Here is a 21,075-nt window from a genome sequence, read left to right on the forward strand (position 1 = left end):
TATCACCCTTTCACGAGACTCTTCGACACAACCTCGTAGACATCGCGCGGCAGTGCCGGCAACGCGAGAATCCGCTCCAGCTCGGCACGCATGAGGGCCTGGCGATCGCTGTCGAAGCGGTGCCAACGGGTCAGGGGGGTGAGAAGCCGTGCCGCCACCTGCGGATTCACCGGGATGAGGCGGCCAAGCTGTTCGCCCAGAAGACGATAGCCGGCGCCGGAGCGGTCGTGGAACCGGACCTGGTTCCCCTGGCTGAAGGCGCCGACCAATGCCCGAAAGCGGTTGGGATTGGTCAACTCGAAGGCTGGATGCGCCAGCAGCCCGGTCACCTCTTTCAGGGTGTCGGGATGGGTTGCGGTCGCCTGGAGGGAGAACCATTTGTCGACCACCAGCCGGTCATCCTGCCAGCAGTCGTAGAAGCCGGCGAGGATATCGAGCCGTTCGGGGCAGTTGCAGGAGCAGAGCGGCACCAACGCCCCCATGGTATCGCTCATGTTGTCGCTTCCCAGGTATTGGGCAATGCAGAGGTCGATGATCTGCTGCTCCTCCAAGGTCATGAGGTAGGCGAGGCAGAGGTTTGCCAGCCGCCGCTCGCCGGCCCGGCCATCGCTCACACCATAGTGCGCCTCCGGGCGGCATGCGGCCCGAAGCGCGAGGAATTCCTCCCGCAGCTCCGTTGCCAGGGCACGACGCACAAACTGGCGAACCGCATGAATCGCATCCGGATCGCACACAGGCAGAAGTTCTGCCAGGTAAGCCTCTGCAGGCAGGGTGAGGGCTTCTGCCTGAAACGCCCGGTCCGCCAGGTTGCCGGTCAAAAGAGCCCGGAAGGCCGTCAGAAAGCCGGGATCGAGGCGAAGTTCCCGGCCTGCCTGCCAGTCTGCCACCAGGGTGAGGAGCAGGTCTGCCGCCAACTGCTGCCCCGCCTCCCAGCGGCAGAAGGGGTCTGGTTCGTGGGCCATGAGCAGCACCAGGTCGTCGTACCGGTATGGATAGGAGAGATGCACTGGCGCGGAAAAATTCCGCAGCAGGGCCGGCACCGGCTCCGAAGCCAGACCGGTGAAAACGAAACTCTGCTCGTCGGACAGAAGCTCCAGGAGCCGAGTGGTCTGTCCCGACTCCTCGCCTACTGCCAATTGCCGGCCTTCCCGGCTGAGAAGCCCCATGAGGAGCGGGATCTGGAGCGGCTTCTTTTCCGGTTGCCCCGGTGTCGGCGGAGTCGATTGGCGGACCGTCAGGGTGAAGGTCCCGACAAGAGGGTCAAAGTTGCCGCTCGCCTCGATCCTGGGGGTGCCTGCCTGGCTGTACCAGAGGGTAAACTGCCCGAGATCGCGGCCGCTGGCATCGGCCATCGCCCGGACAAAGTCATCGACGGTCACGGCCTGGCCGTCGAAGCGTTCGAAATAGAGATCCATCCCCTTTCTGAACTGCTCGGGGCCAAGCAGGGTCCGGAGCATCCGGATCACCTCGGCACCCTTGTTGTAAACGGTGGCAGTGTAAAAGTTGTTGATCTCCATGTAGGAGTCGGGACGGACCGGGTGGGCCAGGGGGCCGGCATCCTCGGGGAACTGGATGGTTCTCAGGTAGCGGACATCGGCGATCCGCTTCACCCCGCGGGACTCCATGTCGGCCGAAAACTCCTGATCACGGAAGATGGTCAGACCCTCCTTGAGGGAGAGCTGGAACCAGTCGCGGCAGGTGACCCGGTTCCCGCTCCAGTTGTGAAAGTATTCGTGCCCCACCACCTCCTCGATCGCCTGGAAGTCGTCGTCGGTCGCGGTCTTCGAGCTGGCCAGCACATAGCGGGAGTTGAAGATGTTGAGCCCCTTGTTCTCCATGGCTCCCATGTTGAAGTCGTCCACCGCCACGATCATGTAGATATCCAGGTCGTACTCCCGGCCGAAGGTCTCTTCGTCCCAGGCCATGGCACGGCGGAGCGACTGCAGGGCATGCGCCCCCTTGTGGCGGTTCTGCTCCTGTAGATAGAGATGCAGGGCCACCTGCCGGCCGGAGCGGGTGGTGAAGCCATCCTCGATACGGGCCAGATCGCCGGCAACCAGGGCGAACAGGTACCCCGGCTTCCTGAACGGGTCGTGCCAGGTCGCATAGTGGCGGCCATCCGGGAGTTCACCCTGGTCGATACGGTTGCCATTGGAGAGCAGGACCGGGTAGCGGGTCTGATCGGCAACGATGGTGGTGGTGAATACCGCCAGCACGTCGGGGCGGTCCGGGTAATAGGTGATCGATCGGAACCCCTCGGCCTCGCACTGGGTGCAAAACATGCCGTTGGAGCGGTAGAGCCCCTCCAGAAAGGTGTTGTCCTGGGGACGAAGCTCGGTCACCACCCCCAGGGTGAACGCATCCGGCACCTGCGCAATTGTCAGCTGTTCGGCACTGACCGTATACTGCTCCGCCGCCAGCAAGACGCCGTCGAGGCTCAACCGCTGCAGGACGAAGCGATGGCCATCCAGCACCAGGGGCCGCTGACCGGCCGTCCGGTCGTAGTTTGCCCGCAGCGTAAGGCGGGAGATCACCGTGGTTGTCTCCTCTCCCAGCTCGAAGCTGATCTCGATGCTGTCGACCAGATAATCGGGGGGAGTGTAGTCCCGGCGGTACACGGTGCGGTGGTTGACGTCAGTCATGCCATCTCCTTATCCGGCTGGTGAAGGTGAGTACTGCTGTCACATCTCTGTCCCATAAATCGTCTCGAATGTTCAAGCATATTCTTCTGGTGTCGAGCTGTGCGGTCAATCAGTCGCCTCTGACGAACCGTTGCCCGATCAGCATCAGGGTTGACCCGGCCAGGCCGGCCAGGAACCAGTTCGGGCTTATGAGCAGTGCCAGCATGACGCCATCCAGCAGGGGGATGCCGGCAAGCATCAGGGGGATCACCGGGAAGGGAAAGGGAGTCGTTCGGGCGTTCTCGTGGCGGGCAACAAGGCTGATGCAGACGACATAGGCGAACTGGAGAGCGCCGGCAAGCGCCGGAAGCGCTGATAACCGGCCGGTTGCGGCCAGGGCGGTCACGGCAAAGACGAGAAAACGGCAGAGCGCCATCAGGAGGACACTGAGGGGGTTCTGTTTGTGCCTGCAGTCGTACCAGACGATGACGGCCATCAGGAGGATCGCAGCCAAAAGCCCTGCCAGATGAGGAGTTGCCAGCACGGTGGCCGTCCCGGCCAGGAAGAAGAACGCCGTGAGGGCCTGGGCCCCGCGCAGCGGCACCGTTCCGGACGGGATGGGGCGACAGGGGCGGCTGACCCTGTCGTGCGCGGCGTCACAGAGGTCGTTCAGGCAGATGCCGGCCAGATAGTAGCAGGAGAGCGCGAACGCCGGGAGCAGGTAGCCCTGCCATGAAAACCGGCCGCCCACAGCAAGCAGAAAGGCACAGAGAACATTGGTCCAGACGCTCGGCAGGTTGGTGATCCGGCAGAGGTCCAGGTACCCCTTGACGGTGGTGCGAAACGCCACGATTACTCCCTGAAGAGGTGGTCGAGCAGCAGCGGGTAGACGCCGGTAGCCGGCATGGTCCCTCTGTCGAGCAACCGAGATTCACTGGTCATGAACAGCGGCCCCTGATCGGGATGTTCAGGGGGTATCCCGTGCGATCCCTTTACCAGTGAAGCATCCAGAGGTATCACATCCATCAGGTAGCGAAAGCCGAGGAGCTTCTTCGCCAGGGTCCAGGCGATCCGTGCCTTGGGCAGGGAAATGGCGGGATCGATGAAGAGCTCGCACGGGTCGTAGCCCGGCTTGGCATGGATGTTCACGGTCCGGGCATAGTCAGGGGCCCTGGCGTCATCGATCCACCAGTAGTAGGTAAACCAGCTTCCCGGAGCCGAAACCAGCACCAAGTCGCCCGATCGCTCGTGGTCCAGACCGGCGAGGCGCTGATCTTCCCTCCCCCAGACCTGGCCGATCCCCTCGACGCGGGAGAACAGCTCCTTCACCGCCGGGATGTCCCTCTCTTCCCTGACGTAGAGATGGGCTACCTGGTGATCGGCCACGGCAAAGGCCTTGCTGGTGTATGGTTCGAGGTATTCCCGCCCGAGATCGACCTTCAGGGAGAGAAATCCCGCCTCCCGCAGTATCCTGTTCGGGTGGACCGGCCGGGAAACCGGGGCAATGCCGTACTCCGAGAGCACGATCACCCGGCAGCCCCGGTTCATGAAGAAATCGATGAGCTTCCCGCAGAGCGCATCGATCTCCTGCAGATCCGAGCCGATCTCCCCTGCGGGACCGAGCCGCTGCAGGCAATAGTCGAGATGCGGGAGGTAGACCAGGTGGAGCGACGGCGCAAAGCGCTCCTCGATGGCCATGGCGGCAGCGCCGATCCACTGGCTGGCACGGATGGAGGTTGCCGGCCCCCAGAATTGGAACAAGGGGAACTGGCCGAACTCGCGGGTGAAGCTCTCGCGCAGCTCCAGCGGCATGGTGTAGCAGTCCGGGAGCTTGCGGCCATCGGCGCAATAAAGGGGACGCGGCGTCACGGACCAGTCGACGTCGCTGTTCATGGCAAACCACCAGAAGCTGTTGGCGACGGTGAATGCAGGGTTCCGGCGCTGCGCCTCGTGCCAGATCTTCTCTCCCCGAACCAGCCGGTTCGACTGCTTCCAGAACAGGACCTCCCCCAGATCCCTGTCGTACCAGCCATTGCCGACGATCCCATGCTCCGAGGGAAGCCTGCCGGTCAGGTAGGTCGCCTGAACCGGACAGGTGACGGCCGGGATCATCGAATCGACCGTAGCGCAGGCAGTGCCGAAGCTGTTCAGACGCGGGGTACGGGGAGTGCCGAGCAGCGCGCGGGTGAGACCGACGACATTGAGGACGACCGTTCTATGCATGGAGTTGCGCCTCCAGCCAGCTGATTTCCCGGATGATGGAGTCTGTCACTGATTCTTCGCGAAGAAAGTCCGGCAACACGCTCCAGGTGTAGGTCTCGACCTCCAGGAGCAGATCCCGCCCGATCAGGGGGAGGAAATCGGCCAGGAACCCCTGGGTCGTGCCGAACGGGCCAGAACCGGCCAGATGGATCGGCAGGTGAAAATGACAGCGCCATTCGCCTTCTCTCCGGGCGGCGTGACCGGCAAGGGCCTCTCCGATATCGGCATAGCGCGACAGCCGGCCGTCATCCCCTTTCACCACCACCTGATGCAGATAGCACGGATCGTCGAAGCCCTTCAGCAGCGCGGCATCAGCCCCGTTCAGCTTTAGTGCCGAAGAAACCTGGACCTTTGCCAGCGGAACCTCCGCTTGAGCGAGCCGGCGCAGCGATTCCGACGGCTCTTCGAAGCCGACAGCCTGATGGCAGCAGTCGTAGCAGATGGCGAGATGCCTGCGAAGCCGCGGGGAAAAGGCGATGCTTTCGAAGAACCGGCAGACCTCGTCGGTGGTCTCCAGCAGGCAGCCCGGCTCGGGTTCCAGCGCCAGCAGGATATCCTTCCCCTGCCTGTCCGCAATCACGGAGAGATGGGTCAGGACCGATTTCAGCTGTTTCCGGATCGTCGGCAGATCGCTCGTAGCGATCCCCTTCTTGAAGGCAAGGGGTACGGTGGAGATGGAGCCGGCACTGCCCGCCGGCAGTAGGGCTGCGAGCAGGTCGGCCAGGCGGATGGTGTAGGCGACCCGCTCCGGGCTGCGCCAGTCCGGGAGATAGACACCCTCCTTGATCCTGGCGCCGTGGAACGCTCCAAAGGGAAAGCCGTTGATGGTCGGGACAAAGCAGTCCTCTTCGGCGAGCCAGTCCGCAAAGGCGCTCAACCCGTTCGTGGTCAGATCCGCTGCTGCGCGGTTCGAAAGCCGCAGGCCGACGGGAAACGGGCGGCGCGGCGAGCACGTTGCCTTGATCGCCGGGACGTGCGCCTTGAGCGCGGCAAAGGTCTCTTCCCACGTCTCGCCGGGATGGATATTGGTGCAATAGGTGATCAGCCGATCCGGAATTTGGGACATTGGGAAAGGAATGTTTTGGGGTTGTCGTAAAAGACCGTGGTAATCGCGTCGGCCGGGTGTCCGCGCCGGCGCATCTCGTTGGCGCATTTCAGGACCGAGAGCGGATCGCTGACGCTCCAGTCGGCAGAGGAGTTGATGCAGATCCGCTCGGTGCCGTAAATCTCCACCGCATCGATGGCCCGTTCCGGGCTCCCCTTCGAATTCGGATAGAGGGTAAGCCCGAACCAGAAACCGTTATCCTTGATCTCCCTGATGGTATGCTCCTCGGCATGGTCGATCAGCACCCGACAAGGGTCGATCCGCGGCTCACAGCGGATCATGTCCATAATGATCCGGGTCCCCTTCAACTTGTCCTCTAGGTGCGGGGTGTGAATCAGCAGCAGCTCGTTCCGCTCTGCAACCATCTCCAGATGCTGCTCCAGCACCCGGATCTCGTTGCGGCTGTTTTTGTTCAGCCCCACCTCGCCGATGCCGATGGCTGTGGGTGCATCGAGAAATTCCGGCATGATGGCCAGCACCTCTTCGGCCAGGGAGAGATTCTCCGCCTCCTTGGCATTCAACCCGATCCAGCAGTAGTGGGCAATGCCGAAACGGGCGGCCCGTGCCGGTTCGGTGACTGTCAGCTGATGGAAATAATCGCGGAAGCTTGCCGCGCAACTCCGGTCGAAACCGGCCCAGAACGCCGGCTCGCTGACCGTGTGGATACCGCCGATGGCAAGCTTGAGATAGTCGTCGGTGGTCCGTGAGACCATATGGATATGGGGATCAATCGCCTGCATCGGGTTCCCCTTTCCAGGCGCCGACCGCCTTCAGGCCGACGGCGCTCTCCAGCGGTTCGGTGGAGAGATCGCTGAATGCCATCTGGATTGCCGCGGCGCGGTTCCCGCTGCTGCCGTCCAGGAGTGCAAGGGCTTTGGCAAAGGCCTGATAACGGAAATCCTGCCGTGCCTCCTGTGCCCCTTCATGGCGGTCGATCCGGTCGAGGAACGAGGCGATATCCAGCAGCCGCGCACGGTTTTCGATGAAGTAGAGGTCGATGATGGCGCTCGCGTCGAGCGGCCGGTATGGGGCGGTCATGGGCATTCTCCCGTGTCGGTGGAAATGAAGGTGCCGGGGCGTTCGTCAGGGGCAAGGCCGCTTCTGGCTGAACGCTCGGCCAGAAGCGCCATGCAGCGCTTCATCAGCTGCGTATCGACCCCGTGAACCTCCACCTTCCGGCCGATCCCCTCCAGGAGGGGTATGGTGAGCTCCCCGCCAAGATGCTCCCGGAAATCGCACAGGGCTTTTTCCACATCCAGCCAGGCGAGCGATGGATGGTAGAGGGCAAAGCCGAGATCCTCCAGCAACAAGAGAATCCGGTGCAGGTCGATTTCGGACAGCAACCCGCACTGCCTTGAGTAGAGGGAATCCAGGGCGACCCCGATCGCCACCGCCTCACCATGCCTGAGGGCGCCGTCGGTCAACTCTTCCAGCTTGTGGGCATTCCAGTGTCCGAAATCCAGCGGCCGGGACGAGCCGCTCTCGAAGGGGTCGCCACCGCGGATATGTTCGAGATGGAGCTCGGCGCAGCGCACGATCATCCGCTCCATCGGCTCGGAGGCAGCCCGCGCCAGCTCGTGACGGGAGGCAAAGAGCGCATCGAAAAACGGCCGGTCACGGATCAGCGCCACCTTCACCGCCTCGGCCATCCCGGCCCTCAGTTCGCGGGCCGGCAGGGTGCGGAGGAACTCGAAATCGTTGACCACGGCAAAGGGGGGAGCGAAGGTGCCGAGAAAATTCTTCCGGCCAAAGGCGTTGACGCCGTTTTTCACCCCGACGCCCGCATCGTTCTGGGCAAGCACGGTGGTCGGCATCCGGATGAGCCGGACCCCGCGGTGCGCGGTGGCTGCCGCAAATCCGGCGGCATCCAGCACCGCTCCGCCGCCAATGGCGATGATGAACGAATGGCGGCAGAGGCCGTGCCGCTCCACCAGAGCGTGTATCCGCTCCACTTCGATCGGTTCGCGCTTGCAGATCTCGCCCCCCCGGACAACGAAGGGAGGGGCAACGAACGAAAGCCCCGGAAGATGCCGTTCGCCATAGCGGCAGATCAGTTCCAGGAGCTCGGGCTGCAGACGCGCCACCTCCGAATCGATCACCACCAGGGCGCGGTTGTGCCCGCACCCCCCCTGCCCGACCAGGTCGGCGAGCAGCGGGTTCTCCCGGTCGAACACATTGCGCGAAAAAACGACCGGGTACGAATAACTGACGCTGAACTGCTGGGTGATGGTCTGCATGGTCGTCCCTACAGTCCGCGGTGGATGATCTCCAGGGCGATGGTCACATAGCTGGTGACGAGGTTCGGGTCCTTTTCCCAGAAGCGGCCGCTGTCGTTCACCCAGGAACCGTCTTCCCGCTGGAGGTCGAGGAGCCTGCGCGCAAGGTCCTGACGCCAGTTGACCCTGGTGCCGTCCTTGAGGGTCAGGGTTTCGATCCCGGCGGCGGAGAGCGCCTTGGCCATGGTATGGTAGTAATAGTAAAGCCCTTCCTTCTTCATACCCGGATTCTCGTCCAGGGTATAGTTCCTACCGAGCCATTCGATGACCGCCTTGACCCGCGGATCGTTCCGGTCGACCTGGGCATAGATGAAGCTCAGAAGCCCTGCATAGCTCATGCTGCCATAGGAACGGAGCGCGGTCCTGCCGCTCTCCAGTTTCTGCTCCCCTGCCTTGCTGTTTTCTGGGAAATAGACGAATCCTCCCCTGTTGGCCGGATCGTCGCTGGCCCATGCCTGATCGTTGGAGCCGGGGAGATTCTGGGTCCGGCTGATAAACTGTACGGCTGCCTTCCAGTTCAGGTCCTTGGCATCCGGATCGTTGGCCAGGTCGCTCTTCAGGTAGCGGCTGTAATAGAGCGCTTCCAGGGCAAAGGTGGTATTGGCGAGATCCGAATGCTTGTAGGTGCCGCCGTAGCCGATGCCGCCGTCGAGCGGATCGTCCCCCACCCCCTTCACGCCATAATCGTCCTGCAGGCCGATGAGAAACTTCCGCCCCTTCTTGAGCAGCGGCTCGTAGTCCGGGTTGTTGGCAACCAGCAACGCCATCATGGAGATGGAGGTATTGTAATTGGCAAGGTCCTTCCCGTAGATGCCGCCGTCCGGCCTGGCGCAGGAGACGAGGTAGGCATAGCCCGACTTCACCTGGGGCTCGTATTTCTTCAGATAGTAGCGGGAAGGGTCGCCCTGGAAGGCGGTCAGCGCCAGGGCGGTCAATGCAGGGTATTCCGGCTGTGCCCAGTACCCACCGGGCTGCTGTTTCGCGGCCAGCCAGCCGAGCCCCCGGCCGATGGCGTTTTCCAGCTCCAGCTTCAGGGAGATGTCGGGTTTCGACCGGGCCACCACCTTGTCGGCAGCGACGGAAGCCAGGGGAAGGAGACAGAGCATGGATACAATACAGAAGATCGTCACTTTTTTCATGGCAGAGGCTCCCATCGTTATTTGATCGCCCTGATCACCAGAGTAATCGGCGTTCCGACCGGCGGGACCGTTCCTTCCTTTACGAACCAGATCTTGTCGCTCTCACCACCGGCAGAGGCATTGTCGACCATGGCGACGGGATCGTGGAACACGGCAATGATCGACCCTTCGGCCTGGGCCGCGAAACGGCCGCTCGTGACCACGGAGCCGGTAAAGACCCAGCGCAGGTCCGACAGGTCGCGGTTCACGCCGTCAACGGTCCTGACCATCCACTGTTCAGGTTTGATTGGGGCTCCGGTTGGCAGGTGGATGGAAAGTGCGACCGGATCGCCCTTGGGGGTCTCAGGCGCCCCCTGGAACGCCAACGGCGTCGCGGTCCCTTCGATGCCGAGCAACAGGCAGGCGACCTGCAGATTGTACGGCTCTATCCTGGTGCGAAGCAGGCTCTCGTGGGTCTTGCCGCCGGTCCGGACCAGGACGTATTCCAGGAGCCCCTTGTCCATGTTGACTTCGGCAGGGAAGGAGACCGTCCGCTCCTTCTTGTCGATGAGGATGTCGCCCACCCGGTAGAGGCCGGGCGCCACCTGTTCCACCGGGGAGACCCGGAAGGTGTGCCGGTCCGGCAGTTCGCCCGGCAGCGGCGGCGGGGGCATCATGCCAGGTGGCGGTGCGGCAACCTGCGGGGGAGACTCCGCATACAGCAGGGTGGACAGGCCGAAGATCAGGGCCAGCAGCAATGCGGCGACGGTTTTTGTCATGGCAGCTCCTTCGGGACAGGGCATGGAAACTTGTACCATTGTTGCATAGCACAGGCAATTGTCAAAAGGGGCTCCAAAAGGGGGGAGCAGCTGCCTACGCCCTTCTGGAGCCCCGTGCATCCGTTTCATGGAGCAAACGAACGGGAATGAAGATCAGTTGGCGCGTCGTCTCCGCGCATACAGCCCGAGGCCGGCCAGAGCCGAACCGAGCAGGACAAAGGTCGAGGGTTCGGGGATCGGGGCCGGACCGGCGGGCTCGATTACCAGATCGGTATAGAAGTAGACGGGATCATTCAATCCCCATGCCTCTAACTGCGCCAGATAGAGGAGATCGGCAGTCGGTGCCATGTCGCTCGCAGTAAAATAGAGTGATGCCATTTCCCCCTCTGCAAGGGTGAACTGCCACCCCAGACCAACTGCCACGTCATCGGGGAACTGGTCGGTCGTTACCCCTCCGGTCCCGAGGGTATTGTCGAACCCGGCACCGTTGAAATTGGAATAGAGATCCCCGATCCAATAACCTGGTTCGTCAACCTCCCAACTCTGTCCTGACTTGATCGAGCTGCCATTGAAAAGCTGTCCGTACTCGTTCGAAAACCCGGTAGTATACAGGGAAAGATCAAGGTCGAAAAAAGCCCTGACATTGTAGCTTCCTGCCTGGGTAAAGGTAAACGATCGCGTACCGAGCCCGGTGCCGGAATCTATGCCATCGGCAAGCGCACTCGCACCGTTTACCAGAAATTCCGTCTGGGTATTCGTGGGGAGTGCCTGTGCAGTCACGGCGCTCAGCAACAAGACCAACCCTGCAACAATTCCAATACACCTATTCTTTTCCATGACAACCTCCGGAATGTTCGAGACGGGAATGGTTCCATCGTCTCCATGCAAAAATCATTTCGTCAACGCGACTGGTGTCGCGGATACAACCCGTGAGCTGCAATACCCGGAGGCTGCCGGAGCCAGCGACTTCTCCATCCGGTAGTAATAGGTGATGCCGTTTGTCAGACCGGAATCGACAAAGACCGGATAGGTGTTGGTGTAACCGGTACGGATCTTGGTGAAGCCGGAGGTCGGGCCTGTGGTGCTCCGGTAGATATCGTACTGTGTGGTCGGCGTATGCTCGGTCACCGACCAGGTAAGCTGGACCAGGCCGGTCTTGGCCCTGGCAACGAGCGTGGTCAGGCAGAGCGGAGTGCTGACCGACACGATGGCGGTATCGGAACCGGTGGAACCGTCGTTGTCGCGCACCGTCACCGTCACCTGGAAGCTCCCCGGCACGGCATAGAGATGGCCCAGGTTGAAGGTCTTGTCGGGATTGAGAGCCAGGGGCTGCAGACCCGATCCGTCCCCGTAATCGACGGTTGCACTCCAGGTATCGGCCCCCGGATCGGAGAACGAACCAGCTGAAGTGAATGTCCCGCCGCTGGCGATGGCAGCGTCCGGTCCGGCATTGACCGTCGGGGCCAGGTTGCCGACCGTTACCAGGGCGGTGTCGCTGCCCGTGCCGTTGTCGTTGTCCGTGACGGCAACCGTCACGGTGTAGGCCCCGTTCTGCGGGTAGAGGTGGTTCAGGGCAAAGGTCTTGTCAGGGTTGAGGGTGAGGGGCTGGACCCCCGAACCGTCGCCGTAGTCAACCGTGGCAGTCCAGCTGGTGGAGCTGCTGTCGGTGAATGAACCGCTGCTGGTAAACTGGCTCCCCTCGGGCAGCGCCGCATCGGGGCCGGCATTGACGATCGGTGCTGCGTTGTTGACCAGCACCACGACCGTGTCCGAACCGCTGCCGCCGTCGGCATCGCTCACCGTCACCGTCACCGTGAAACTGCCGTTGGTGCTGTAGGTATGGGCAAGAGCAAAGGTCTTGTCCGGGTTGAGCAGGAGCGGCTGCGGCCCGGTTCCGTCGCCGTAGTTCACCGTGGCCGTCCAGGAGTCGGCGCCCGGATCGGCAAACGAGCCAGAGCCGGCATAGGAGCGGGTATCGTTCAAGGTCGCATCAGGCCCGGCATTGACCGACGGGGCAACGTTATTCACCGTCACCAGGGCGGTTGCCGATCCGCTGGCGCCGTCCTTGTCCGTTACGGTCACGGTCACGGTATAGGAGCCGTTCTGCGGATAGGGATGGTTCAGGCTGAAACTCTTGCTGGAAAGCGTCAGCGGCTGCACGCCGGTGCCGTCGCCGTAATCGACGGTCGCCGTCCAGGTGTCCGCACCCGGATCGCTGAAGGAACCGGCCGATGCATAGCTGCCACCCTCATTGAAGGTTGCAGGTGCCGGCCCGCTGACCGCAGGTGCCACGTTCAGCACCTCTACCGTGGCCGTGGCAACCGATTCGAGGGCGCCGTCTGACACCTTGAGCCGAACGGTGAAGGTGCCGTTGTCGGGACGGCTGAACTGCGGATTGACGCCAGCAGTCTCAAAGGAGCCGTCGTTGTCCAGATCCCAGGCGTAGGTAAGCGGATTGCCGTCCGGGTCGGACGACGCGCTGCCATTGAGCTCGACCGTCTCTCCCTCGTTGACAGTGTAGGGGCCAGCGGCATTGGCCACCGGCGGATTGTTCTGCCTGATGGTGATCGTCGTCCATTTGGTATCGGAGAGTTTCTCGCTGTTCGGACTCAAAACGCCATTGTCGGTCACCTTGAGGCCGATGTTGTACGTGCCGGGGGTATTCCAGGCAAAGGTCGGCGTGGCCCCGGTGGCGTCGGCAAAGTTATAGGGGTATGCCCCATCCAGTTCCCATTCATAGGCCGTTATGAAGTCGGTCGGGTCGATGTCGTACGATCCGCTCCCATCGAGTTGCAGCGGTACGCCGACGAAACCGACATACGGCCCACCCGGATTGGCCACCGGCGGGTGCGGCGGCACTGCGACCACGACCGTGATCGAGTTGGTGTCGTACTTGGGCGGATCGTTGTTGTCGGTTACCCGGAGGGTGACCTTATAAGTCCCCAACTGGGTATAGGTATGGGTTGCGGTCGGCTGATCACTGCTGTACTCGTAGACGCCATCGCCATTGACGTCCCATTCGTACTTGACGATCTTGCGGAACGGATCGAGGTGGTAGGATTTGGAACCGTCAAGGGTCAGCGGCCAGTCGATCCCCCAGACCTTGTTTTCGCCGGCAACCGCCACCGGCGGCAGCACAAACAGGGTCTTGGTCAGGATGATGACCCCCCAGGCGGTCCGGAACGGGCCTTCAACCCAATGGGTGCCGGTATCGGTTCTGCCTCCGGTGAACATGCCGTTGGCATCCTGCTGGTTGACGATGGTGCGCGCCATCCCACGGGTCGGGTCGTTGTACCAGTCGAGGGCATATTGCGTCCCCTCGCCCAGAATGGTAATCTCCTGCGGCTTGGCAGTGCGCATGGCCTTGGCCAGGGCATAGAGCGCATAGTAATTGCCGGAGCCGTTGTACCATCTGTCCCAGTAGGAGGCGAGGAAGTTCTCGACCTGTTTCCAGCGCATATCGGTCGTCGAGATCTTGTCGAACGCCACCTGGGCAAGACCGGACGGTGTCGTTGCAACGTCATTGCCCGCGCTGGTATACCCGTAGCCGTTGCCGTCAGCGCTTCTGCTGTAGGCGAGCCAGACGGTGTTCCTGTCACGGACCCACTGGGGAACCTTGATCCATCCCTGCTCCTCGGCAGCCTCGAAGCCGAGTGCCGCCCACTGGCTGGCGGAGTTGTCAGCCTGCCCCTGCCAGCCGTAGCGCCAGCCGCCGGCACCATAGCCCGACACGTCGTCACCCTGGCCCCAGTAGTACATCTCGGCCATGTCCTCGACGATCTCGCGGTAGCTCCTGCCGATAATGCCGGACCCTCCTGCCGATGCCTTCAGGGTCGGTGTACCGGAAGCCACCAGGGCCATCATCACCTGCCCGCCCTCGTAAATGGGGCTGCCGGAATTGACCTGGATGCCGTAGCCGTTACCGTTGGCATCGGGGTCGCCATAGGCCTGATCGCCGATGGCTGCCGTGTTGAGGGTGGTCAGGACATACTGCATGCCGCGCCAGACATCCTCAACATAGGGGTCGTTGCTGAAATCGCCCACTTCGAGATGCCCGTTGATCTCCATGGAATGGATGGCAGAGGCGGTCGGCGAAGAATAGTACCCAGTGGTATAGCCGCTGCTCTGCCAGCTGCCGTTGCTGCGGTTCTGCGTCGTGTGCACATACCAGAGCCCATCGTCGACCGCCTTGTTCACCTCCACGCTGAGCGTCTTGGCGCGGATGATGATCGGATAGAGGTCAGAGGAACTCCTGCCGTCGGCATCGGTCACGGTTATGCGGGCCGTGATCGGCGTCCCCTCGGCAGCGGTATAGGTATGCTTTGCAGAGAGGTTGTAGCTGTCGGTCACCGTTGCCGGAGTGGAAGAGGTACCGTCGCCGAAATCCCACACATAGGTGATCGGCGTCTTGCCCGACTTCACCACCGCCTTGAGGATCACCTCTTCGCCGCTCCAGGTGTCGTGCGGCACCTCTATCCCGCCGGTGAACTGCCAGGGGGCTGTGATGACCAGCGGATCGCTGCTGACTGTCAGAGTGGACGATGCCGTGCTGGTCTGACCAGCGCCATCAGTAACGGTCAGCTGCACAGGCAGAGTCCCGGCAGCAATCGGTATGATGATCGGCTTTTCACCCGACAGCGTCTGGGTGCCGGCAGAGAGAACGATGTTGTCGATGACAAAAGTACCGCTGTAATAGGAAGCCCCTACCTTGAACGACATGGACGAGGGGACAAAAGAAGAGTCGTACAGCAGAGTCCAGACCGTTGAGGAAGCAGGCTTGTAGTAATAGCGTGCCCCATTGACCCCACCAGTTACTGAGGTCTTCAGCTCGATCCTTGCATCGTAGGCGGTGTTGGAGGCATAGGACCCGAACTGGCCGCGGTTGGAGCCGTTTTCGTAGACATACAGCCCGCCGTTGTTGAAATAAAGGGCATACGGCATCTGTTCATAGCTGAAGTTGGTGGTGGTATTCTTGAAACCGAACATCAGGTAGCCGCCAGCGGTTTGCGTGATCTGGCCCGCCAGGACGGCTGTCCCGTCAAGGGTGAAATCGGTATTGCTGAACAGGTAGCGAGACCCCCAGCCGCTGCTTCCGGTCAGGGTGACGGCATTGTTCTGGGTTACCCCGGAGGTGGGGAAGAGCCATTTCCCCGTATCGATGACCGTGCCGGTAAAGGCGTCCTCGATCAGGACGCTGGAAGAGCCGACAGTCCACTGGTAGGAGGCGATGCCGTAATCGTCCGTCGATGCCGAACCGTTGAGGCGTACAGGCGCACCCACATTGGCAGTATACGGACCGCCGGCATTGGCAACCGGCGGATTTCCGACCACCACCGTTACCGTCGCGGTTGCGGTTGCGGTCTGCAGTGCTGCATCCTGCACCGTCAGGGTGATGGGATAGCTGCCCGTCGAAGAATAGGTATGGATCGGTTGCGCCCCTTTGCCGGTGGTGCCGTCACCGAAGTTCCACGCGTAGGAGAAGATGCCGGTATTGTCGGTGGACGCCGTGCCGTCGAAGACAACCGGCATGTTCGGCTCGGTGACATAGGGTCCGCCGGCATTGGCAGTCGGTGCGCCGGTCGTCACCACCGATGCCGTGGTTGTGGCGGTATGGGACTGGTTGGCGTGGTCCGTGACCTTCAGGGTCACGGTAAAGGTGCCGGGAACGGCATAGGTGTGGGTGGCGGTCGCGGTCGTTACCACGGCCGTGCCATCGCCGAAGTTCCATTCGTATTTCCAGATGCCGACATCATCCGTGGACGTAGCGGCATCCACGTTGATGGTCCAGTGTTTGTTGACGACCTGGTCTTCGTTCACGGTGTAGGGACCGCCGGGATTCGCTACCGGCAGAGCATTCCCCGAGGTGGTAACGGTAGTCGACGCCGTATTGCTCTGGCCGGCACGGTCGATGACGGTCAGTGTGACAGTGTAGGTGCCGACGCCGGTATAGACGTGGCTCGGCTTCTGACCGGTCCCGAGGGCGCTGCCATCGCCGAAGTTCCATGAATACGATTCGATTCCCGTGTCGTCGGTGGTGCCGGAACCGTCAAAGTAAACGGTCCACCTGTTCTGGTTGGCCAGGGTCTCATCCAGGAGATACGGACCGCCCGGATCGGCCACCGGCGGGGTACCCTTGGCCGCAGTCACCGGGGCAGTGGCCGTGGCGGTCTGCCCGACCTTGTCGGTCACCTTCAGGGTTGCCGTGTAGCTCCCCTCGGCATAGAGGTGGGTCGGGTTCGCACCGGTCCCCCGTGATGTCACCTTGAGATTGTCGAACCGGGCGTCCGAATAGTACGTGGAGAAGCCGACTCTGCCGGTGGGCAGGCTGGAATCGTTGACTACGAGCATCAGCGAACCGTCCAGGTAGCAGCGGAAGCTGCTGCCGTAGGCCTCAACCTTGAGGTGGTACCAGGTGTTCAGTTGTGGAACGAAACCGAGCCCCACTGAGGCGAGGTTTGACGCGCCGCCGTTGATCCAGCGGTAGAAGAGCATGTCATTATAGCCCCTCCCCCTGAAGATCAGTTCGTAGTGGTTGTTCTGGTCAATGCCGCGGAAGATGAGCTGGGCTTCCTGACCGGTACCGGCCAGAAGCATCACATCGGCCTCCACCGTGTAATCGCCCGATTTGACATTGCCGGTCAAGGTGTCGGAGCGGTCGATAGTGGCGTTGGTCTGCCGGTAGCTGCCGTTATCGACCGTCCAGGTCCCCTGGAGCGGGTTCCAGCCAATGGTATTGCCGTCGTTGAAATCGTCGGTAAGGCCATCGCCGAAATCCCACTCGTAGCTGGCGATACCGCCATCGTCGCTGGATGCGGAGCCGTCGAGCACGACCGAATAGCGGCCGCTGCTCGCCTGGGCCTCGCCGACCGAGTAGGGTCCGCCGGCATTGACCACCGGCAGCGCGCCGAGCGCCTTCACTATCGCAGTATCGGTTGCTGCGTGGCCGTCATTGTCGGTCACCACCAGGCTGGTCAGGTAACGATCTTCGGTGGCGAAGGGATGGGAGACCGTCGCATTGGCAGCGGTCCCGCCGTCACCGAATTTCCAGGCATAGGCTGCGATGGAGCCGTCGGGATCGTAAGAGAAGAGACCGTCGAGCGATGCCGGCGAGCCGACGGCCACCGACTGAGCCTTCGGGTTGACGACCGCGAAGGGAGCCCCCGCCACCTTGGTGGCAACCGGCGGCGCCGCTGCCGACAAGAGGCTTGAGCGGGTGCCGCCGGGGCTGATCGCGGTCCGGGTGCCAAAGGTGCCATCGCCGTTGCCGGGATAGAACCAGAGCCTGTTGTTGGAGTTGTAATTCCCCATGACGATGTCCACCTTGCCGTCATTGTTCAGGTCGTAGGCATCTATCGCATTGTGGTAGTTGTCCGTATCCAGGGTCGGTACCAGGACGCCGGCCAGGAAGGTGCCGTCGCCGTTCCCCTTGAAGAAATAGGTATCGCCATTGGAGCTGCCGCCGACGATGATGTCCGTCTTGCCGTCGTTGTCAAAATCCGCGGCTGCCAGGGCGTAGTTGTCGTTTGCCGAGGTTGTGGCGGTGCCGACCACGCCGCCGGTGAATCCGCCCGCTCCGTTGCCGCGGTAGACCCAGACATTGTTGGTGCCGTAGAAGGAGACGGCGAAGTCGAGGTTGCCGTCGCCGTTGAAGTCGGCAACGTCGAGCCCGCGGCCGGTGTTGGGAAGGGTTATGGTCGACCGGGTGGTCCCGCCCTTGCCGTCGTTCAGGAACAGAGCAAGGACGTTGGTGTTGCCGTTGGCGATGAAGTCCGGTAACCCGTCGTTGTTGAAATCGCCGGCCGCCATGTCCATGATATAGCCGCTCGGGTTCGGATGGGTGCCGACAACGCCGCTGTTGGTAAAGGTATCTGTACCATCATTGAGAAAGAGATAGATGGAACCGTTGCCGCGACCGGCAACGAAATCGAGGAATCCGTCGTTGTTGAAGTCTTCGATGGCAATGCCGCGCGAGGTCCCGCTGCCGAGATAATCGAGGGTCCGGTAATTGCTGAAGGTGCCGTCGCCATTGCTTTTGGCGTAATAGATCCATGAGGCGTCGTCGATGCCGAGGACAAAGCTCTTCGACCAGTTGTCCATGGTGGCCGGGTTGCAGTCGTCGTCCTTGCCGTTGTGGAGCACTTCGCGCCGGCCGGGGTTGACCAGCGGATCGCTGTCGTTGCAGTCGACGCTGCTCGGGTAGCCGTCGCCGTCGGCATCGACCGTATCGAAGGTGAGCGGGTTGCAGTCGTTGTCTATGCCGTCGTAGGTGATCTCCGCAGCGCCTGGGTTGACAGCGGCATTGGTATCGAGGCAGTCGGTATTATTCGTCACGTACCCCACCGGCGCCGAACAGGCCTGCAGCGCTGCCAGCGGATCGCCATAGCCGTCGCTGTCGGCGTCGCGGTAGAAGGTGAGGCTCACCCCTTCGTCAATCTGGCCGCTGCAATTGTCGTCCTTGCCATTGCAGACCTCGGTGACACCGGGGTGGACGGCCGGGTCGGCGTCGTTGCAGTCGGTGCCGTCAACGACGTAACCGTCCGGTGCGGAGCAGGCATAGACGACCGCTGCCGGGTTGCCATAGCCGTCGCCGTCCGCATCGAGGTAGAAAGCCGTCGGCGGCAGGCCGCCGCAGAGGATGTCGGGTGTCGCCGGGTTGCAGTCGTCGTCCTTGCCGTTGCCGAGGATCTCGACGGCTCCCGGATGGACGGTAGAGTCGTTGTCGTTGCAGTCCACGGAGGAATCATAGCCGTCGCTGTCCGCATCGGAATAGATCCTCACGACCCTGCCTTCTATTGTGTCGCGGCTGGCGGGGTTGTTGTCGCGCACCGTTACCAGCACGACCTTGGTGCCGCTTTCCGTTGCGCCGGGGGTCAGGGTGAAGCTGGTGCCGGTTGCGACGAAGGTACCGTCCACGGACCACTCATACGTCAGCGGATCGCCGTCCGGATCGGACGCGGATACCGTAAAGAAAAGCGGCTGCAGCACGCTCGCGCTCGGGCTGCTCGATGCCGGAGCGAATGCTGAGATGGCAGGCGGCGCGTTGTTAGTCGAGATGACGACCTGGGCATAACCGATGGCGCTGTTGCCGGTGGAATCGGTCACCTGGAGGCCGATGAGACCGGAGAACGGCGTTGTCCAGGTGTGCAGGGCTGTAACACCGGCGACATCACCGAAGATCCCGTCGCCGTTCAAGTCCCATGCATAGGTCAGTGTATCGCCCACATCGGGGTCGGAAGAGCCGCCACCATTGAGGGTAATCTGGGTGCCGGTCACGCCGATGTACGGACCGCCGGCATCAGCAACCGGGTGGTGCGGGGTAAATTCGGTCACAAGGTTGTTCATTGTTGCCAGTGCATTGGCGTTGAAGGTCTGAACCGCCGGAATTGCCGTATCGATACCTGCGGTGAGATTGTTTACGGAACCCGACAGCGAGAAGTCCGCTGCCGGCACCCTGATTGCCTTGACATACTGTGTAAGGAGATCGATGCGGCTGTCGCTGAAACCAACATTCTTCAGCGACTGGATCTCGTCGGCAGTGAGACCGGTTGCGGTGACACGGTCTTTCAGGGACTGCAGGTCGGCTACGTGGTAGATCTTGTCCGCTGTGCCGTAAAACCCGAAGACCGTTTTCACGTTCTGCAGGTCGCCCTTCATGGCGTCGAGGTTGGCGGCCAGCCATTGGCCGTACTGTCGTGCCTGCTCTATCTGGCGGAAGGCATACTCATAATTTGATACTGCAACCGCTCCCTGGTACTTCTCGTAGGACTGGCGCAGCGCCTTGACCAGTACCGCCTGCTCGACCGAACGGTTGGCAATCTTGATCAGCACCGCCTCCCGGGGGTCGGTCCCCTTGACCTGAAACGGATAAGAGCCGGCAACGGACTGGGCCGCCAGTTCGGCATTGAGGGCGGAGAAATCGAGCGGCGCCAGCACGGTAAAGTTGGCATCGGGCGGATCTTCATAGAGGTCGTACCAGTGCTTGGCGATGTTGCCGTAGATCCCGGATGCCTTCTGCGGCGTGGCATTCTTGTCGAACCCGCCGATCAGGGCGGTGGCCTGGGCGATTACCGCACCGTTGTAGTCGGTGGGGATGCCGGTGATGTTGCCGATAACGCCGATGGCCGCTCCGACCACGTCGCCCGACATGAGGCTGAGCGCACCGCCGAGGGCGTCGAGGATGTTGCAGGCTGCATTCCACTGGTCGATGGAATCGGAGTAGCCCTGGGATATCCCCTGGGCCGCGCTCTTGAGTGCCGACGAATCCACAGCCGGGTGGCCGAGGTCAACGACCTCGAACAGGTATCCGGCACCGGCATTTTCAACCTGGTCCCCGGCGCCGAACTTTGCGTCGCCGTTATCGAAAACCACGTCGTACTTGCCGACCTTCAGAGGAGGGAGGGCGATGACCTCATCGAGAAAGCCGCCCTGAATATAATTGCAGAGCCGGTTTTCCGATCCCATGACGTCGGCCAGGGTTTCGCCGCCGCTCCAGATGCGGTTGTCCATGATATAGGCATCGGTGCAGGGGTAAATGTCGTACAGGTTGATCTTGGATAGCGCCATACCCGATACGCAGACCGTATCGTTCTTGTCAAAGACGGTCTTTACCTCGAAGTTGCCCGAACAGTCGGTGGTATAGAGCCCGTAAGAGACGGAGGAGACGCAGGCCAACAGCAGCACCAGCAAACTCACTACGGCCAACCATCTTGATCTGCACGGCTTCATGGGGAACCTCCACAAGAATAGTGAAAAGAAAGTCATGACATGGGAATATTCGTTGATACGACTGCCTTGCTGCCGACACTTCCGCACCATCGATCCTGCAACAGGAACCGGGTCGCAACCGGACAAATGAAAACAAACCAAGGGTTATGCATAGATAGCAGGAATAATACCAACTATAACCCTTTGTTT

The 21,075-nt window shown here is 61.8% G+C and carries 11 protein-coding genes; all 11 read right to left on the minus strand.

The window, feature by feature from the left end; all coding sequences use genetic code 11:
* Window positions 1-2 precede the first annotated feature (2 nt).
* The 11 genes from pepN to GJT30_03280 all read right to left on the minus strand — a co-directional run bounded on the left by pepN (window position 3) and on the right by GJT30_03280 (window position 20,976).
* Window positions 3-2,642 (minus strand): aminopeptidase N, encoded by a 2,640-nt coding sequence (pepN, locus tag GJT30_03230; GenBank protein ID MSM38622.1) that lies wholly within the window; start codon window positions 2,640-2,642, stop codon window positions 3-5.
* Between the two features lie 109 nt (window positions 2,643-2,751).
* Complete coding sequence (locus GJT30_03235; protein MSM38623.1) at window positions 2,752-3,474, minus strand: prenyltransferase; 723 nt, start codon at window positions 3,472-3,474, stop codon at window positions 2,752-2,754.
* Entirely contained in the window at window positions 3,474-4,844 is a 1,371-nt protein-coding gene (locus GJT30_03240) for an alkaline phosphatase family protein (GenBank protein MSM38624.1), read from the minus strand. Before GJT30_03240 ends, GJT30_03235 begins: the two co-directional genes overlap by 1 nt.
* Complete coding sequence (eboE, locus tag GJT30_03245) at window positions 4,837-5,949, minus strand: metabolite traffic protein EboE (GenBank protein MSM38625.1); 1,113 nt, start codon at window positions 5,947-5,949, stop codon at window positions 4,837-4,839. The genes GJT30_03240 and eboE overlap by 8 nt, the downstream gene beginning before the upstream one ends.
* Window positions 5,925-6,728: a metal-dependent hydrolase gene (locus tag GJT30_03250; protein MSM38626.1), complete on the minus strand. Its 804-nt coding sequence runs from the start codon at window positions 6,726-6,728 to the stop codon at window positions 5,925-5,927. Before GJT30_03250 ends, eboE begins: the two co-directional genes overlap by 25 nt.
* Window positions 6,715-7,026: a hypothetical protein gene (locus GJT30_03255; GenBank protein ID MSM38627.1), complete on the minus strand. Its 312-nt coding sequence runs from the start codon at window positions 7,024-7,026 to the stop codon at window positions 6,715-6,717. The genes GJT30_03250 and GJT30_03255 overlap by 14 nt, the downstream gene beginning before the upstream one ends.
* Window positions 7,023-8,225 (minus strand): 3-dehydroquinate synthase, encoded by a 1,203-nt coding sequence (locus tag GJT30_03260; protein MSM38628.1) that lies wholly within the window; start codon window positions 8,223-8,225, stop codon window positions 7,023-7,025. The genes GJT30_03255 and GJT30_03260 overlap by 4 nt, the downstream gene beginning before the upstream one ends.
* 8 nt (window positions 8,226-8,233) lie before the next feature.
* A complete protein-coding gene (locus GJT30_03265; GenBank protein ID MSM38629.1) occupies window positions 8,234-9,403 on the minus strand; it encodes a cycloartenol synthase in 1,170 nt (389 codons plus the stop codon).
* 17 nt (window positions 9,404-9,420) lie between these two features.
* Window positions 9,421-10,161 carry a hypothetical protein gene (locus GJT30_03270; protein ID MSM38630.1) on the minus strand — a complete coding sequence of 247 codons (741 nt, stop codon included), beginning with the start codon at window positions 10,159-10,161 and terminating at the stop codon, window positions 9,421-9,423.
* 153 nt (window positions 10,162-10,314) lie between these two features.
* Window positions 10,315-10,998: a PEP-CTERM sorting domain-containing protein gene (locus GJT30_03275; GenBank protein ID MSM38631.1), complete on the minus strand. Its 684-nt coding sequence runs from the start codon at window positions 10,996-10,998 to the stop codon at window positions 10,315-10,317.
* Window positions 10,999-11,052: 54 nt separating this feature from the next.
* Window positions 11,053-20,976 (minus strand): PKD domain-containing protein, encoded by a 9,924-nt coding sequence (locus GJT30_03280; protein MSM38632.1) that lies wholly within the window; start codon window positions 20,974-20,976, stop codon window positions 11,053-11,055.
* Window positions 20,977-21,075 lie beyond the last annotated feature (99 nt).

Source organism: Geobacter sp. (genome assembly GCA_009684525.1).
Lineage (GTDB): Bacteria > Desulfobacterota > Desulfuromonadia > Geobacterales > DSM-12255 > Geoanaerobacter.

Coding starts and splice junctions, on each gene's coding strand:
- pepN (MSM38622.1), bottom strand. CDS start 2,642: ATGACTGACGTCAACCACCGCACCGTGTACCGCCGGGACTACACTCCC.
- GJT30_03240 (MSM38624.1), bottom strand. CDS start 4,844: ATGCATAGAACGGTCGTCCTCAATGTCGTCGGTCTCACCCGCGCGCTG.
- eboE (MSM38625.1), bottom strand. CDS start 5,949: ATGTCCCAAATTCCGGATCGGCTGATCACCTATTGCACCAATATCCAT.
- GJT30_03250 (MSM38626.1), bottom strand. CDS start 6,728: ATGCAGGCGATTGATCCCCATATCCATATGGTCTCACGGACCACCGAC.
- GJT30_03255 (MSM38627.1), bottom strand. CDS start 7,026: ATGACCGCCCCATACCGGCCGCTCGACGCGAGCGCCATCATCGACCTC.
- GJT30_03260 (MSM38628.1), bottom strand. CDS start 8,225: ATGCAGACCATCACCCAGCAGTTCAGCGTCAGTTATTCGTACCCGGTC.
- GJT30_03265 (MSM38629.1), bottom strand. CDS start 9,403: ATGAAAAAAGTGACGATCTTCTGTATTGTATCCATGCTCTGTCTCCTT.
- GJT30_03270 (MSM38630.1), bottom strand. CDS start 10,161: ATGACAAAAACCGTCGCCGCATTGCTGCTGGCCCTGATCTTCGGCCTG.
- GJT30_03275 (MSM38631.1), bottom strand. CDS start 10,998: ATGGAAAAGAATAGGTGTATTGGAATTGTTGCAGGGTTGGTCTTGTTG.
- GJT30_03280 (MSM38632.1), bottom strand. CDS start 20,976: ATGGTGCGGAAGTGTCGGCAGCAAGGCAGTCGTATCAACGAATATTCC.